The sequence below is a fragment of the Tepidamorphus gemmatus genome (assembly GCF_004346195.1).
Lineage (GTDB): Bacteria > Pseudomonadota > Alphaproteobacteria > Rhizobiales > Tepidamorphaceae > Tepidamorphus > Tepidamorphus gemmatus.
The window spans coordinates 203,914-218,202 of sequence record NZ_SMAK01000005.1; the positions used below are offsets into that span (position 1 = coordinate 203,914).

The following is a 14,289-nucleotide window of genomic DNA, read 5'->3' on the forward strand; positions in this document are numbered from 1 at the left end:
GTTGGACACCGGCCGCGGCGCGCAGCCGCGGCCGGAAGGCAACGTGTCAGTCGTTCTTCGTCTCGGAGGACTGTGCCTGCGCCTTGCTCAGCGCGGCACCGAGAATATCGCCGAGCGAGGCGCCGGAGTCGGTCGAGCCGTACTGGGCGACCGCCTCCTTCTCCTCGGCGATCTCAAGCGCCTTGATCGACACCGACACCTTGTGGTTCTTGCGATCGAACTGGGTGATGCGGGCATCCACCTTGTCGCCGCGGGCGAAGCGCTCGGGACGCTGCTCGGACCGGTCGCGGGCGAGGTCGGAGCGACGGATGAAGGCCGTCAGGTCGGTGCCGACGATCTTCACGTCGATGCCACCCTCCTTCACGTCGAGGACCTCGCAGGTCACGACGGCGTTCTTGCGCAGATCCGCCCCCTCGGCCGCCGTGGCGAACGGATCGCCGCCGAGCTGCTTGATACCGAGGCTGATGCGCTCCTTCTCGACATCGACGTCGAGCACCTGCGCCTTGACGATGTCGCCGCGGTTGAACTCCTCGATGACCTGTTCGCCGGGGCGGTTCCAGTCGAGGTCGGACAGATGCACCATGCCGTCGACGTCGCCCTCGAGCCCGATGAACAGGCCGAACTCGGTCTTGTTCTTGACCTCGCCCTCGACGATCGAGCCGACCGGGAAGCGCTCCGCAAAGCTCTCCCACGGGTTGGGCAGGCACTGCTTGAGGCCGAGCGAGATGCGCCGCTTGACCGGATCGACCTCGAGCACCGCCACCTCGACCTCCTGGGAGGTCGAGACGATCTTGCCCGGATGGACATTCTTCTTCGTCCAGCTCATCTCCGAGACGTGGATCAGGCCCTCGACGCCCGGTTCCAGCTCGACGAAGGCGCCGTAGTCGGTGATGTTGGTGACCCGCCCCTTGAAGCGCGCGCCGATCGGATACTTCGCCTCGACGCCCTCCCACGGATCGGCCTCCAGCTGCTTCATGCCGAGGCTGATGCGCTGCGTCTCGTGGTTGATCTTGATGATCCGCACGCGGACGGTCTGGCCGACCGAGAGCACCTCGGTGGGGTGGTTGATGCGCCGCCAGGCGATGTCGGTGACATGCAGCAGCCCATCGATGCCGCCGAGATCGACGAACGCACCATAGTCGGTGATGTTCTTGACGACACCCTCGATGACCTGGCCTTCCTCGAGGCTCTGGACCAGCTCCGAGCGCTGCTCGGCCCGCGTTTCCTCGAGCACCGTACGGCGCGAGACGACGATATTGCCGCGCCGCCGGTCCATCTTCAGGATCTGGAACGGCTGCGGCGTGTTCATCAGCGGGCCGACGTCGCGGACCGGGCGGATGTCGACCTGGCTGCGGGGCAGAAACGCCACCGCGCCGTCGAGATCGACCGTGAAGCCACCCTTGACCGAGTTGAAGATCACGCCCTCGACCTTCTCGCCGGCCTCGAAGGCCTTCTCGAGCTTCTCCCAGCTCTCTTCGCGGCGCGCCTTGTCACGGCTGATGACGGCCTCTCCGAGCGCGTTCTCGACACGTTCGAGATAGACCTCGACCTTGTCGCCGACCTTGATCGACGGTTCGCGCCCGTGCAGCCCGAACTCGCGCAGAGGGACGCGCCCTTCGGTCTTCAGGCCGACGTCGATCACCGCCATGTCCTTCTCGATGGCGACGACCCGCCCCTCCACGACCGACCCTTCGGCGAGGGTGCTGGTGTTGAAGCTCTCTTCGAGAAGAGCGGCGAAATCTTCCTTGGTGGGGAATTTTTCCATACTGGCTAAGGCCACGGTGCTTTCCTGCTCTCGTCCGCACTCTCCGACCGCACCGGATCGTCCGGAACCACCTCGTCTTGGACTGTCTGGACCTGCCGACGCGCTATCGACGCGCCCGAGGACCCTTGAAGTCGGCGATGAACCTCGTTACCGGGGGATGCGGGCGGACCTGCGTCCGGCATGCCGGCTGATCACCGTCACCCCGGAAACACGCTAATGGGCGCGCGTGACCCGCGCACCCTCACTTCGCCGCCGTCGAGCCGCCGATCAGGTCCACAGCCGCCCGGAACGCGGCTTCTATATCCAAGTCGGTGGTATCGAGCAAGTGCGCGTCGTCGGCTTTCCGCAACGGCGCGACCGCCCGCGCCGTATCGCGCGCGTCGCGGCGGCGAATGTCGGCCAGGACCTGCTCGTAGCTGACATCACCGCCGGCGGCGATGATCTCCTTGAAGCGGCGGCGGGCGCGGGTCTCGGCGGCAGCGGTCACGAAGAGCTTGGCATCGGCGTCAGGACAGACCACCGTGGCGATGTCGCGGCCGTCGAGCACGGCCCCCGGCGGGGTCCTGGCGAAGTTGCGCTGGAAGTCGAGCATGGCAGCGCGCACTGCCGGATCGGCAGCGACGATCGAGGCGGCTTCACCCATGCCGGGCCCGCGCAGCTGCGCCTCGTCGGCCAGGTTCTCCATCGCAAGGCCGCGGGCGGCCTCAAGCCGTGCCGCCGGATCGTCCAGGCTCGCCCCGGCGGCAATCAGCCGCGCCGCCACGGCACGGTAGAGCATGCCGGTGTCGAGATGTCTCAGCCCGTAATGCGCAGCAAGCTTGCGGGCGATGGTGCCCTTGCCCGACGCTGCGGGTCCGTCGATGGCGATGATCATCGCGCAGTACCCGCCGCGGCGGCCGCCTCCGCCGCAGCGACAGGGGAGATATCCGCGCCGAGCCGCGTCATCAGCGCAACGAAGTCCGGGAAGCTGGTAGCGATCATCGAGGAATCGTCCACGATGACGGGCCGCTCGGTGCCGAGCCCCATCACCAGGAACGCCATGGCGATCCGATGATCGAGATGGGTCGCGACGCAACCGCCGCCGGGCACCCCGCCTGTCCGTCCGCCGCGACCCTCGACGATCAGATCGTCGCCCTCGACACGCACCTCGACCCCGTTCGCCGCCAGACCGGCCGCCACAGCGGCGAGACGATCGGATTCCTTCACCTTGAGCTCCGACAGACCGCGCATCACCGTGGTACCGTGCGCGAAGGCGGCCGCCACTGCCAGCGCCGGATACTCGTCGATCATCGAGGGCGCCCGCGCCGCGGGCACCTCGATGCCGTTCAGCGGCCCGGCCTCGACCAGGATGTCGGCGACCGGCTCGCCGCCGTCCTCGCGCCGGTCGGACAGCGTGATCCTGGCGCCCATCTCGACGAGGGTGGCGATCATCCCGGCGCGCGAGGGATTGACCATCACCCCGGGGATCGTGACCGCGGAACCGGGCACGATCAGCGCCGCGACGATCGGAAAGGCGGCCGAGGAGGGATCGGCCGGCACCACCACATCGCGGGCCCTGAGCTGCGGCCGCCCGGCAAGCGCGATGCGGCGGGCGCCGTCAGAATCGGTCGAGATCGCGAGCGATGCCCCGAAATGCGCCAGCATGCGTTCGGTGTGATCGCGTGTCGGCTCCGGCTCGATGACGGTGGTCGTGCCCGGCGAGTTGAGGCCGCACAGCAGCACGGCCGACTTCACCTGCGCCGAAGCGACGGGCAGCCGGTAGCTGATCGGCAGCGGATCCTGCGTTCCCTGCAATGTCAGCGGCAGCCGGCCACCCTCGGCGCAGGCGACGACGCGTGCCCCCATCGATTCGAGCGGCGACAGGACGCGCCCCATCGGCCGCTTGCGCAGCGAGGCGTCGCCATCGAACCGGGCGGTGATGCCGTGGCCGCCGACGAGGCCCATGACCAGCCGGGCGCCGGTGCCGGAATTGCCGAAATCGAGCGGCGCGGCAGGCTCCAGCAGCGCACCGACGCCGACGCCGTCTACGCACCAGCTGCCGTCTGCCGCCCGCTCGACCGCCGCCCCGAAGGCACGCGCCGCCGCGGCGGTGGCCAGCACGTCGTGTCCCTCCAGCAGGCCACGGATCCGCGTCCGGCCGGTGGCCAGTGCGCCAAACAGCAATGCCCGGTGGGAGATCGACTTGTCGCCTGGAATGTCGGCGCGCCCGCGCAGGGGCGCGCCCGCGCGAGCCGCGAGCGGTGTGTTGCGATCGGTCGCTGGTGCCGTCATGGTCGTGCCGTCTCTCGGGCTTGCGCAATGCGGCACCGGTCGGCCGGAACCGCGCCGCCGGCGCTCCTACCACAGCGGCCGGCGGCCGTCATCCCGCCGGCTCGGATTAGCCTTTGACAGGGTTCCGGCTTTCCGTCTATGGGAGGCGCCGATTTCCGGACAGTCGCCAGGCCGCCGCTGATATCGCTTGCGGCCTCCAGGACGGGGTTTCTAGCGCGATGGCCAAACCCGAGCTCGGCACCAAACGCATTTGCGGCGCCTGTGGCACCCGCTTCTACGATCTCATGAAGGATCCGATCGTCTGCCCGAAATGCGGCACGATCTATGACGTTGCGGTGATCGCGGCGCGCACGAAGCCCGCCACCGCCAAGCCCGCCGCCGAGGATGCCGAGGACCTCGACGAGGAGGAGCAGGACGAGGCGCTCGTCGCCCTCGAGGACGCCGATGCCGAGGAGGAGGATACCGGCCGCGCTGATCCGGAGATCGACGACGACGAGATCCCGGACCTCGAGGACGAGGATATCGGGGACGACGCCGACGACGAATTCCTGCCCGATGACGAGGACGAGGGCGACGACGTCTCCGTTCTCATCGAGGGCGACATCGAGGGCGACGAGGAAACCTGATTGCGGAAACGACCCGGCCAGCCGAGTGACAACCAGCCGATTGACAACGCGGCGGCCCGCCAATAACTGTTCGCAACCCACCTGCCCAGGTGGCGGAATTGGTAGACGCGCTAGCTTCAGGTGCTAGTGCCCGAAAGGGCGTGGAAGTTCGAGTCTTCTCCTGGGCACCATCGGCCTTTCCGGTCGAACCTCCCTCCGATCGATCGCTGCCCCTCTGCTGCCGGCGTGTGCGTCGGCCGCCTGCGCGCCCTGCCGATGCCGCGGTGCATTGCCAAGCCGTTCAATAGGTTGCTAACAGTCTTGCGCGATTGTTCAACGCATCGGGCAGGGCCATGGCCGGACGGCGCACGCGCGCGGCGGCCCGGCAACCCGACGAATCAGGAGAACCGGCCGATGACGATCACGCTGCATGCGGGCGACCTGCCGGACGACATCGACCTCGGCCCGCTCGTGGCCGTCGATACCGAGACGCTGGGCCTCAACCTGGTGCGCGACCGACTCTGTCTCGTGCAGCTGTCGGCCGGAGACGGCGATGCCCATCTCGTCCAGCTCGACCGGCGCAGCTACGAGGCGCCCAATCTGAAGCGCCTGCTGTCGGACCCGGCCGTCACCAAGATCTTCCATTTCGCGCGCTTCGACATTGCGATGCTCGCCCGCCATCTCGGCATCATGACCGAGCCCGTCTACTGCACCAAGATCGCCTCGCGACTGACGCGGACCTACACCGACCGGCACGGCCTGAAGGATCTCGTGCGGGAAATGCTCGGCATCGACATTTCCAAGCAGCAACAGACGTCCGACTGGGGCGCGGCGACCCTGACGGATGCACAGCTCCAGTATGCTGCCGCCGATGTCCTCTACCTGCACGAGCTCAAGCGGCACTTCGACGCCCTTCTGGCCCGCGACGGGCGCACGCATCTGGCCGATGCCTGCTTCCGGTTCCTGCCGACGCGGGCGCTGCTCGACATCGCCGGCTGGGCAGAGGAAGATGTCTTCGCGCACAGTTGAACGCGGCCGCCGCCGTTTCACCGCAATCCGGTAGCAGGAGGCGTGTCAGGATCGGAACGCTGCGCAGATGCATGTCGACACGGGAGCATTCGACGGCCTGAAGGCGGTGCCGGCGTGGCAGCAGCCGCGTCGCCAGCCGCGCAGCTGGCACGATGCCCGTCGCCACAGCCGGGCCGTGCGCGTCCTGCGGATCGGCTTGCCGGCGCTGGCGCTGCTGACGGTCGCCTGGCTGATTGTTTCGGCGCGCGCCTTTCCGCCCACCATCGGCAACGTCGATCTCGGCGAGGTGGGGCTCGACGGTACAACGCTGACCATGGAGAACCCTGCCCTTTCCGGCTACAACGAGAACGGCACCTCCTACGAGGTGACGGCCGCGCGCGCGCTACAGGATGTGACCAATCCCCGGATCGTGACGCTTCAGCTCATCGACGGCACGATGACCAAGCCGGACGGAACCAAGGTCCGTGTCACTGCCGCGGACGGTGTCTACGACAGCGAGGAGCAGACCCTGAAGCTGTCCAACGACATTGTTGTGCGCGCCGACGATGGCAGCCGTGCCTTCCTGAGATCCGCCGACGTCGACATGAAGGCCGGCTCCATCGTGTCGACGGAGCCGATCCGGGCGGAGACGCCGGGCGGCCGCATCCGCGCCGACACGATGGATATCGCCGAACGCGGTGCCCACATGCTGTTCAAGGGCAAGGTGGTCGTCGAGCTGCGGCTCGACGGTGGCAGTCTGGACGACCGCACGGCCCGCAAGCCCCAGGAGAATCCCGCCGATGTCGAGTGATACGCCCCGGCCGCGCCTGCGCTTCGCCCGCCTCGCGGCGGCCGTGCTTGCGGTGTCGTTCGCCATGCCGGAGGCGCACGCCCAGGTCAGCGACGCCTTCTCCGGCCTGGCCGTCGACTCCGACACGCCGGTCCGCATCGAGGCCGACCAGCTCGAAGTGTTCGACGCCGACAAGACGGCCGTTTTCTCCGGCAACGTCGTCGTCAGGCAGGGCGACACCAGCATGCGGACGGCGCAGCTGAAGGTCTTCTACTCGGGGGATGGGCTGGTGAGCGAGGGCGCCTCGTCCGGACAGCGCGTCTCGCGGCTCGAGGCGACCGGCAAGGTGCTGATCAACGCCAAGGGGCAGACGGCGACCGGCGACTGGGCGGTGTTCGAGATGGACACCCAGCTGGTGACGCTGGGCGGCAACGTCGTGCTGTCGCAGGGCAAGAACGTGCTGCGCGGCACCGAGCTCGTCGTGAACCTGGAGACCGGGCAGTCGCGGCTGGTCTCGGCCAAGCCCGAAGGCACGGGCGGCGGACGTGTCCAGGGGCTTTTAATTCCCGGCTCGATGGGGCAGAAGCAAGAACGACGCCAGGGCGATGACAACGCTGGCGGCACTACCAACTGACGCCCCCCGGGAGATCCGAGCTCGCCGCCGGCCTCGCCGGTCGCGGGCTGGATGAACCGCTGGAGCTGAACGGGTCTTGGGTCGCCTCCTGACATTGCTGCGCCGCGCACGCGCCAGTGGTGAGCGCCGGACCGTTCCGCACGGCGAGGCCGGACCGCTCGACGACTTCGACTGGGACGCCTTCGAGCACGACATGGAGCCTCGGGTCGAGGGCGGGCTGATGCCGATCGAGGAACCGGACCACGGCGATGGTTGGCTCGAGGTCCACAGCGTGCGGAAATCGTTCAAGAAGCGGCCGGTGGTCAAGGGCGTCAGCCTGGCGGTGCGCCGCGGCGAGGTGGTCGGGCTGCTTGGTCCCAACGGTGCCGGCAAGACCACCGTCTTCTACATGATCACCGGCCTGATCACCGCCGACGCCGGCCAGATCACCTTCGACGGCAACGACATAACCCTGCTGCCGATGTACCGGCGAGCCCGTCTCGGTATCGGTTACTTGCCGCAGGAGCCGTCGATCTTCCGGGGTCTGACGGTCGAGCAGAACATCCGCGCGGTGCTGGAGATTGCCGAGCCGGACCGGCGCCGCCGTGCCGCCGAGCTGGAGTCGCTCCTCGAGGAATTCCACATCACCCGGCTGCGCCACTCCCCGGCGATCGCGCTGTCGGGCGGCGAGCGCCGGCGCGTCGAGATTGCCCGCGCGCTTGCCTCGCGGCCGGCCTTCATGCTGCTCGACGAACCCTTCGCCGGCATCGACCCCATCGCGGTCGGCGACATCCGCGCCCTGGTGCGCCATCTCTCCGCGCGTGGCATCGGCGTGCTCATCACCGACCACAACGTCCGCGAGACCCTCAGCCTGATCGATCGCGCCTACATCATCCATGACGGGCAGGTGCTGATGCAGGGTTCGCCCGAGGAGGTCGTCGCCAACGTCGACGTGCGCCGCTACTACCTGGGCGACGAGTTCCGGCTCTAGGGGCTGCGAAGACATGGCGCTTTCACCGAAACTGGATCTGCGGCAGACCCAGTCGCTGGTGATGACACCGCAGCTGATGCAGGCCATCAAGCTGCTGCAGCTCTCCAGCATGGACGTCGCCGCCTATGTCGAGGCCGAACTGGAGCGCAACCCGCTGCTCGAACGGGCCGACGACAGTCACGGCGATGCGGCCGACGCCGGCATCATCGCCGAGACGGACGGTGACGACGGACCGTCCGCCGACGCCGGACCGGTCGATCTGGTCGAGGCCGCCGGCCGTGGTGACGCGGAAGCGATCTCCGAGTCCCTCGACGCGGACTTCGGCAATGTCTTCGACAGCGAGCCGGTTTCGGTGCCGGCTGGGCCCGTCGCTGCCGAACCGGCAGCGGACAGCGGATGGGCCGGCGTGCGCGGCGACCGCCGCAGCGGCGACGGCGAGGGCGATTTCCTGGAGACCGCCATCTCCGGCGAGATCGGACTGCACGACCACCTCCTCGCGCAGCTCGGCATGGCGCGACTCGACCCGGTCGGCAGGATGATCGGCCGCTGCCTGATCGACCTCGTCGACGAGGCGGGCTATCTCACCGAACCGCTCGACGCGGTCGCGGCACGGCTCGGCGTCGACATCGCCGAGGTGGAGCAGGTGCTGAGCGTGGTCCAGGGCTTCGATCCCAGCGGTGTCTGCGCGCGCAATCTGGCCGAATGTCTCGCCATCCAGCTGCGCGAGCGTGACCGCTTTGATCCGGCCATGCAGATGCTGGTGGCCAATCTCGAGCTCGTCGCCCGCCGCGAGCTCGTGCAGCTGCGCCGGTTGTGCGGAGTCGACGAAGAGGATCTGCTCGACATGATCGCCGAGCTGCGGCGCCTCGATCCCAGGCCCGGCTGGCGGTTCGCCGCCGAACCGGTCCAGCCCGTGGTGCCGGACGTCTTCGTGCGACCGCGCTCCGACGGCGGCTGGCACGTCGAGGTCAACAGCGACCTTCTGCCGAAGGTGCTGATTGATCAGTCCTACTATGCGACCGTCTCACGCGCAGCCCGCACCGACGGTGAGCGCACCTATCTGTCGGAATGCCTGCAGCAGGCCAACTGGCTGGTGCGCAGCCTCGATCAGCGGGCCAGGACGATCCTCAAGGTGGCCACCGAGATTGTCCGGCAGCAGGATGCCTTCCTTGCCGAGGGCGTCCGCTTCCTGCGACCGCTCAACCTGCGCACGGTCGCCGACGCCATCCAGATGCACGAATCGACGGTGAGCCGCGTCACCGCCAACAAGTACCTGTCGACGCCGCGCGGGATCTTCGAATTCAAGTACTTCTTCACAAACGCGATCGCGGCGACCGAAGGCGGCGAGGCCCACTCGGCGGAGGCCGTCCGTCACCGCATCAAGGACCTCATCGACCAGGAATCGCCGGACAATGTTCTCTCCGACGACACGATCGTGAAGCTGCTGCGCGAGGAAGGTGTGGATATTGCCCGCCGGACGGTCGCCAAATATAGGGAAAGTCTCAGGATTCCATCATCGGTGGAGCGCCGCCGGGCCAAGCGCGTGCGGTTGTGAAGCCGCTCGAGGTCGCATGCCGATTGACTTGACGAGGGCGCATCCGTAGGGTCCGACCGCCGCGACCGGTCCGCCTGCCAGTTTCGCGGAGCGGCAACTCACGTCCCGTGGAGCCAGCCCGGCATTCCGGGCCCGCCAGCGGGTTGAATTGTTGGTCGACAACAGCACGATCGGCACGCACCCCAACATCGACGGCATCATGCAGCTCAGAATCACCGGCAGGAACATCGATATCGGCGACACTCTCAGGCAGCAGGTGGGCGATCGCCTTGCCTCGGCGCTCGGGAAGTATTTCGACGGCGGCTGGTCGGGCCAGGTAACCATCGAGCGCGAGGGAATCGGCTTCCGGACCGAATGCCGCCTGCATCTGGATTCCGGCATTGACCTGCAGAGCCACGCCATCGCCAACGACGCCTATGTGAGCTTCGACAACGCTGCCGAACGCATCGAGAAGCGCCTGCGGCGCTACAAGCGCAGGCTGAAGAATCACCACGAGCAGGCAGCCGAGGAACGGCCGGTTGCGGCGATGAGTTATGTGATCGCGGCGACCGAGGAAGGGAGCGAGGAGGAAGAGGAAATCGGCGACGACAATCCCGTCGTCGTTGCCGAGACCGAGACCAAGGTGCGTCGGATGACGGTTGGCATGGCCGTCATGGCTCTGGATCTGTCCGAGGCCCCGGTGGTCGTTTTCCGCAACATGGCCAATGGCCGGTTGAACGTCGTCTATCGTCGGACCGATGGTAACGTCGGTTGGATCGACCCGGCTGACGCCGGCTGAACAGAGGCACGCTTCCGCCCCGACGCCTTTCGGCGACCGGGGTCGGCGTGACGGTGGGACATGGACCTCAGCGATCTCATCCGCCAGGACGCGATCGTTCCCTCGCTCAAGGCGAGTTCGAAGAAGCAGGTGATCCAGGAGCTGGCCGAGCGGGCCGGTGCGCTGCTCAACCTGCCGGCGCGCGACATCTTCGATCATCTGTTGCAGCGCGAACGCCTGGGTTCGACGGGTATCGGCCAGGGCGTCGCCATCCCGCACGCCAAGATCGGCAAGATTGGCAGCCTGTTCGGCATGTTCGCCCGTCTCGACAAGCCGATCGATTTCGACGCGATCGACGACGAGCCGGTCGATCTGGTGTTCCTGCTGCTGGCGCCGGAGAGTGCCGGCGCCGATCATCTCAAGGCGCTGGCGCGGATCGCCCGGCTGATGCGCGAGCCGGGCATGGCGCAGAAGCTCAGGGCCTCGCGCGACGCGGCCGCCATCTACGCGGTGCTCAGTCGCGCCGCCGAACCCAACGCTGCTTGATCGGCCAGATCGGTCCGAACGGAACGACAACTCGTGAGGGCCGCCGGCCCGCCTGAATCGGGCCGGCGTCGCCATCGTCGATCAGTGCACGCTGACCGTGACGAGTTCGTGCTGATGGGCGCCGGCAATCGCCGCGTCCTTGCTGTCGGTCAGCATGATCGGCGTGCCGTCCGCCGCGTGCAGCGCGAACAGGCGTATGCCCGGCGCCATCGCGGGGGCGTTTGGGAACAGGTCCTTCAGGACCTCCGACATGATCGGCCTGACATAGGCGATCTGACCGCCGCCGAGGCGGGCCAGCATCTCCGGCGAGATGACCGGATGGGCGCGGGCATGGTCGTTCTTGGTCCGTTCCATGGTATCTATCCTCTTGCGAGCGATGATCTGCGATCCCTGATCGTTCAGCGGTTCTCGCGGATCTCGATGGTACGCACGACGCGCTGCGGCTCGGGTCGTGCCAGGTCGACGATAAGCAGGCCGTTCTCCAGCTTCGCCCCGGTCACTTCCATGCCTTCCGCCAGCACGAAGGTCCGCTGGAACTGGCGTGCAGCGATGCCGCGGTGAAGGAACTCGCGTCCGCCTTCCTCCTCGCCCTGCCGGCCACGGATCGAAAGCTGATTCTCCTCGAGCGTGACCTCGAGCTGATCGCGGGTGAATCCGGCCACTGCCAGCGTGATGCGCAGCAGCGCGGGACCGTCGTCCGCCGGCCTGACACGCTCGATGTTGTAGGGCGGATAGCCGTCGCCGGCGCTGCGCGAGACCCGCTCCAGCAGGCGCTCGATACCGTCGAATCCGAGAAGGTAGGGGCTGTTGAGAGAGGAAACGCGCGTCACCGGCAAAGTCCTTCCGAAGCGACCTTGTTCGCGGGCCCGTAGCACCCGCCTCCGACATCGGGCGACCAGCGGCCCGCCCGATGTCGGAAATATGGTGGGAGCGACGGTCGCGTTCAAGCGTCGCACGCCCGCGCCGACGTCCCAGCCTCCGGCACCACCAGGTCCGCCCGCGGCCGGTCCAGCCGGGAGCTGGCGAACTGCAGCGCCGCGCCATCCATCTCGGCGATCTCGGCGATGCACCGAACAGGGCAGCGAAATTGATGCATGTTGTGAGGAAAAATTAAGCCGACCAGCGTTAGACAGGATCCGGAACCGACATCGCCGCCAACATGCTATCGCTGACCGAATCCCTCCTCCGCCATCACGACCTGTGGCTCGTGGCACTGGCGGCGCTGACCTGCACGTTCGGATCGTGGATCACGATGCGCCTCTATCAGCGCGTCCGCGAGACCGGCGGAGCGAGGCAGCGCAGCTGGTTGCTGCTTGCCGCCGTCGCCGGCGGCTCGACGGTGTGGACGACCCATTTCCTGGCGATGCTCGGCTACAGGCCGGATCTGCCCAGCGCGTTCGACGTCGGACTGACCGTCCTATCGCTGTTCGCCATCATCGCGGGCTTCGGTCTCGGCTTCTGGCTGGCGGCGCAGCCGGGCCGGGGGCTGCACATCGAGTTGGGTGGTGCCATTGCCGGCGTCGCGATCGCGGCAATGCACTACCTCGGAATGGCCGGTTACCGGGTCCCCGGCATCGTCGTCTGGGAGCCCCGCCTGGTCGTCGCCTCGATCGTATTGTCGATGAGCTTCACGGCACTGGCGGTCAGTCGGGCATCGCGGCCGGTCACGCGCTGGTGCCGCTACGGCGCGGCGCTCGCGCTGGTGCTTGCCATCTGCGCCCTGCATTTCATCGGGATGGCGGCGATGACCATCCATCACGATCCGGCGATCTTCCTGCCGCGGCTCGGCATGTCGAACGGCCTGCTGGCGCTGTTGATCGTCGCGGGGATGTCGCTGATCATCGGGTCGGCCTTCGCGACGCACGCCATTGGCGCCTCGATGCAGGGCGAGGCGCAGGAACGCTACCACTATCTCGCCCGGCACGATCCGCTCACCAATCTGCCGAACAGGGCCCATCTGAGCGAGCATCTGAGCAGGCTCCTCGACCGGCGCATCCTCGACGGCGGCGACCTGGCGGTGGTGGCGATCGATATCGACCGGTTCAAGGAGATCAACGACGTCTACGGCCACAGCGCCGGCGACAAAGTGCTGGCGGCGGTCGCCGAACGCCTGCGTCTCAGCCTCGGGCCTGACGAATTCCTCGCGCGCGTGGGCAGCGACGACTTCATCGCGGTCAAGCCCGACTGTCCCGATCGCGCCACCGCTACCGCCTTCTCGACAAGGCTGCTGGCGCGAATCGCCCAGCCGGTCGCCGCCGACGGCCGGCTGATCACCCTGTCGGCCAGCGCCGGGGCAGCGCTTTGCCCGTCGGACGGAACGGCGGCCGACGATCTGATAATCCGCGCCGATCTGGCGCTGGTCCGGGCCAAGCGGAACGGCTCCGGGCTGGTGTGCTTCTACGAACCGTCGATGGACGAGTCCGCGCGCCGCCGCAGCGAGTTCGCGTTGGCACTGAAGTCGGCGCTGCGGAACAACGAACTCAGGCTGCAGTTCCAGCCGCAGCATTCGGTGGCCACGATCGAGATGATCGGCTTCGAGGCGCTGCTGCGCTGGAACCGCGGTGACGACCACAGGGTCTCGCCGGCGGATTTCGTGCCGATCGCCGAGGAGACCGGGCAGATCGTCGAGATCGGTGCCTGGGTGCTGCGCGAGGCGTGCCGGGAGGCGGCATCGTGGACGCGGCCGCTCTTTGTCGCCGTCAACGTGTCGGCCCGGCAGATCGCCCTGTCGGACGTGGTCGGACTGGTTCGCGAGGTGCTGTTCGAGACCGGTCTGCCGGCTTCCCGCCTCGAGCTCGAGATCACCGAGTCGGCCGTCATCAGCGATCTCAATCACACGCTGCATGTGCTGCGCCAACTCAAGGCAACCGGCGTTCGCATCGCCATGGACGATTTCGGGGCGGGCTATTCGTCGCTGTCGGTGCTGCGCGCCTTCCCGTTCGACAAGATCAAGATGGATCGCTCGCTGATGGCGGAGGCCGATCGCGTGCCGCAGGCCGCGGCCATCATCCGGGCGGTGATCGGCCTCGGCCGCAGTCTCGGCATCCCGGTGCTGGCCGAAGGCGTCGAGACCATGGCGCAGTTGGATTTCCTGCGTCGGGAAGGCTGCGGCGAGGCGCAGGGCTACCTGCTCGGCCGGCCCGCGCCGATCGAAGCCTTCGCCGATGTCGTACGGTCCAACGGGCCGCGCGCCGCGCCGGAGCTGCGGGGCACCCGGGTCGCCTGAACCGGTCTCGGAACAGCGCCGCGGCGCCCGCCCGGGCGATCAGGACCGCGCGTCGGCCGGAGGCCCGCAGACCAGCTCGCCGTCGGGGACCGACAGCCTCCCGCGCCCGACCGGCCTCCTCGGGTTGCGGCAGGAACGGCCGCAAGCACATCCCGATCGCGA

Annotated in this window: 14 protein-coding genes and 1 tRNA gene; 10 read left to right on the top strand and 5 right to left on the bottom strand. The window is 67.8% G+C overall.

All coding sequences use genetic code 11. The features are described 5' to 3' along the window. Positions 1-46 precede the first annotated feature (46 nt). The 3 genes from rpsA to aroA form a co-directional block, all read right to left on the bottom strand. Complete coding sequence (rpsA, locus tag EDC22_RS10170; RefSeq protein WP_132806637.1) at positions 47-1,765, bottom strand: 30S ribosomal protein S1; 1,719 nt, start codon at positions 1,763-1,765, stop codon at positions 47-49. A gap of 241 nt (positions 1,766-2,006) precedes the next feature. Further along, positions 2,007-2,639, bottom strand: coding sequence for a (d)CMP kinase (gene cmk / locus EDC22_RS10175; RefSeq protein ID WP_132806530.1), 633 nt, complete (start codon positions 2,637-2,639; stop codon positions 2,007-2,009). After that, entirely contained in the window at positions 2,636-4,036 is a 1,401-nt protein-coding gene (aroA, locus tag EDC22_RS10180) for a 3-phosphoshikimate 1-carboxyvinyltransferase (protein WP_132806531.1), read from the bottom strand. The genes cmk and aroA overlap by 4 nt, the downstream gene beginning before the upstream one ends. Positions 4,037-4,254: 218 nt before the next feature. Between aroA and EDC22_RS10185 the strand changes: the two genes are divergently transcribed. The 9 genes from EDC22_RS10185 to ptsN all read left to right on the top strand — a co-directional run bounded on the left by EDC22_RS10185 (position 4,255) and on the right by ptsN (position 10,901). Beyond that, complete coding sequence (locus tag EDC22_RS10185; RefSeq protein WP_132806532.1) at positions 4,255-4,662, top strand: TIGR02300 family protein; 408 nt, start codon at positions 4,255-4,257, stop codon at positions 4,660-4,662. An 83-nt stretch (positions 4,663-4,745) separates the two neighbouring features. Then, a tRNA-Leu gene (locus EDC22_RS10190) sits at positions 4,746-4,832 on the top strand. Positions 4,833-5,055: 223 nt separating this feature from the next. Next, entirely contained in the window at positions 5,056-5,670 is a 615-nt protein-coding gene (locus EDC22_RS10195; protein WP_132806533.1) for a ribonuclease D, read from the top strand. Positions 5,671-5,737: 67 nt separating this feature from the next. Further along, positions 5,738-6,460: an LPS export ABC transporter periplasmic protein LptC gene (lptC, locus tag EDC22_RS10200; protein WP_132806534.1), complete on the top strand. Its 723-nt coding sequence runs from the start codon at positions 5,738-5,740 to the stop codon at positions 6,458-6,460. Next, positions 6,450-7,073, top strand: a complete 624-nt coding sequence (locus tag EDC22_RS10205; RefSeq protein WP_207903751.1) for an LptA/OstA family protein — start codon at positions 6,450-6,452, stop codon at positions 7,071-7,073. The genes lptC and EDC22_RS10205 overlap by 11 nt, the downstream gene beginning before the upstream one ends. A gap of 220 nt (positions 7,074-7,293) precedes the next feature. Further along, positions 7,294-8,043: an LPS export ABC transporter ATP-binding protein gene (gene lptB / locus EDC22_RS10210; RefSeq protein ID WP_245499722.1), complete on the top strand. Its 750-nt coding sequence runs from the start codon at positions 7,294-7,296 to the stop codon at positions 8,041-8,043. A gap of 13 nt (positions 8,044-8,056) precedes the next feature. Continuing rightward, on the top strand, positions 8,057-9,598 hold the full coding sequence (gene rpoN / locus EDC22_RS10215) for an RNA polymerase factor sigma-54 (RefSeq protein WP_132806535.1): 1,542 nt from the start codon (positions 8,057-8,059) through the stop codon (positions 9,596-9,598). Positions 9,599-9,749: 151 nt separating this feature from the next. Further along, positions 9,750-10,376: a ribosome hibernation-promoting factor, HPF/YfiA family gene (gene hpf, locus EDC22_RS10220; protein WP_425385527.1), complete on the top strand. Its 627-nt coding sequence runs from the start codon at positions 9,750-9,752 to the stop codon at positions 10,374-10,376. A gap of 60 nt (positions 10,377-10,436) precedes the next feature. Beyond that, positions 10,437-10,901: a PTS IIA-like nitrogen regulatory protein PtsN gene (gene ptsN, locus EDC22_RS10225; protein WP_132806536.1), complete on the top strand. Its 465-nt coding sequence runs from the start codon at positions 10,437-10,439 to the stop codon at positions 10,899-10,901. Positions 10,902-10,982: 81 nt separating this feature from the next. Here ptsN and EDC22_RS10230 read toward each other — a convergent pair whose 3' ends face one another. Both EDC22_RS10230 and EDC22_RS10235 read right to left on the bottom strand, forming a co-directional pair. Beyond that, positions 10,983-11,255 carry a BQ00720 family protein gene (locus EDC22_RS10230; protein ID WP_132806537.1) on the bottom strand — a complete coding sequence of 91 codons (273 nt, stop codon included), beginning with the start codon at positions 11,253-11,255 and terminating at the stop codon, positions 10,983-10,985. 44 nt (positions 11,256-11,299) lie between these two features. Next, positions 11,300-11,731: an Hsp20 family protein gene (locus EDC22_RS10235; RefSeq protein ID WP_132806538.1), complete on the bottom strand. Its 432-nt coding sequence runs from the start codon at positions 11,729-11,731 to the stop codon at positions 11,300-11,302. 329 nt (positions 11,732-12,060) lie between these two features. On the opposite strand from EDC22_RS10235, the gene EDC22_RS10240 reads away from it, so the two are divergent. Further along, positions 12,061-14,127, top strand: coding sequence for a putative bifunctional diguanylate cyclase/phosphodiesterase (locus EDC22_RS10240; protein ID WP_132806539.1), 2,067 nt, complete (start codon positions 12,061-12,063; stop codon positions 14,125-14,127). Positions 14,128-14,289: the final 162 nt, after the last annotated feature.

Excerpts from the sequence above, each read along its gene's own strand:
- rpsA (WP_132806637.1), bottom strand. The coding sequence starts at position 1,765 with ATGGAAAAATTCCCCACCAAGGAAGATTTCGCCGCTCTTCTCGAAGAG.
- cmk (WP_132806530.1), bottom strand. The coding sequence starts at position 2,639 with ATGATCATCGCCATCGACGGACCCGCAGCGTCGGGCAAGGGCACCATC.
- aroA (WP_132806531.1), bottom strand. The coding sequence starts at position 4,036 with ATGACGGCACCAGCGACCGATCGCAACACACCGCTCGCGGCTCGCGCG.
- EDC22_RS10185 (WP_132806532.1), top strand. The coding sequence starts at position 4,255 with ATGGCCAAACCCGAGCTCGGCACCAAACGCATTTGCGGCGCCTGTGGC.
- EDC22_RS10195 (WP_132806533.1), top strand. The coding sequence starts at position 5,056 with ATGACGATCACGCTGCATGCGGGCGACCTGCCGGACGACATCGACCTC.
- lptC (WP_132806534.1), top strand. The coding sequence starts at position 5,738 with ATGCATGTCGACACGGGAGCATTCGACGGCCTGAAGGCGGTGCCGGCG.
- EDC22_RS10205 (WP_207903751.1), top strand. The coding sequence starts at position 6,450 with ATGTCGAGTGATACGCCCCGGCCGCGCCTGCGCTTCGCCCGCCTCGCG.
- lptB (WP_245499722.1), top strand. The coding sequence starts at position 7,294 with ATGCCGATCGAGGAACCGGACCACGGCGATGGTTGGCTCGAGGTCCAC.
- rpoN (WP_132806535.1), top strand. The coding sequence starts at position 8,057 with ATGGCGCTTTCACCGAAACTGGATCTGCGGCAGACCCAGTCGCTGGTG.
- ptsN (WP_132806536.1), top strand. The coding sequence starts at position 10,437 with ATGGACCTCAGCGATCTCATCCGCCAGGACGCGATCGTTCCCTCGCTC.
- EDC22_RS10230 (WP_132806537.1), bottom strand. The coding sequence starts at position 11,255 with ATGGAACGGACCAAGAACGACCATGCCCGCGCCCATCCGGTCATCTCG.
- EDC22_RS10240 (WP_132806539.1), top strand. The coding sequence starts at position 12,061 with ATGCTATCGCTGACCGAATCCCTCCTCCGCCATCACGACCTGTGGCTC.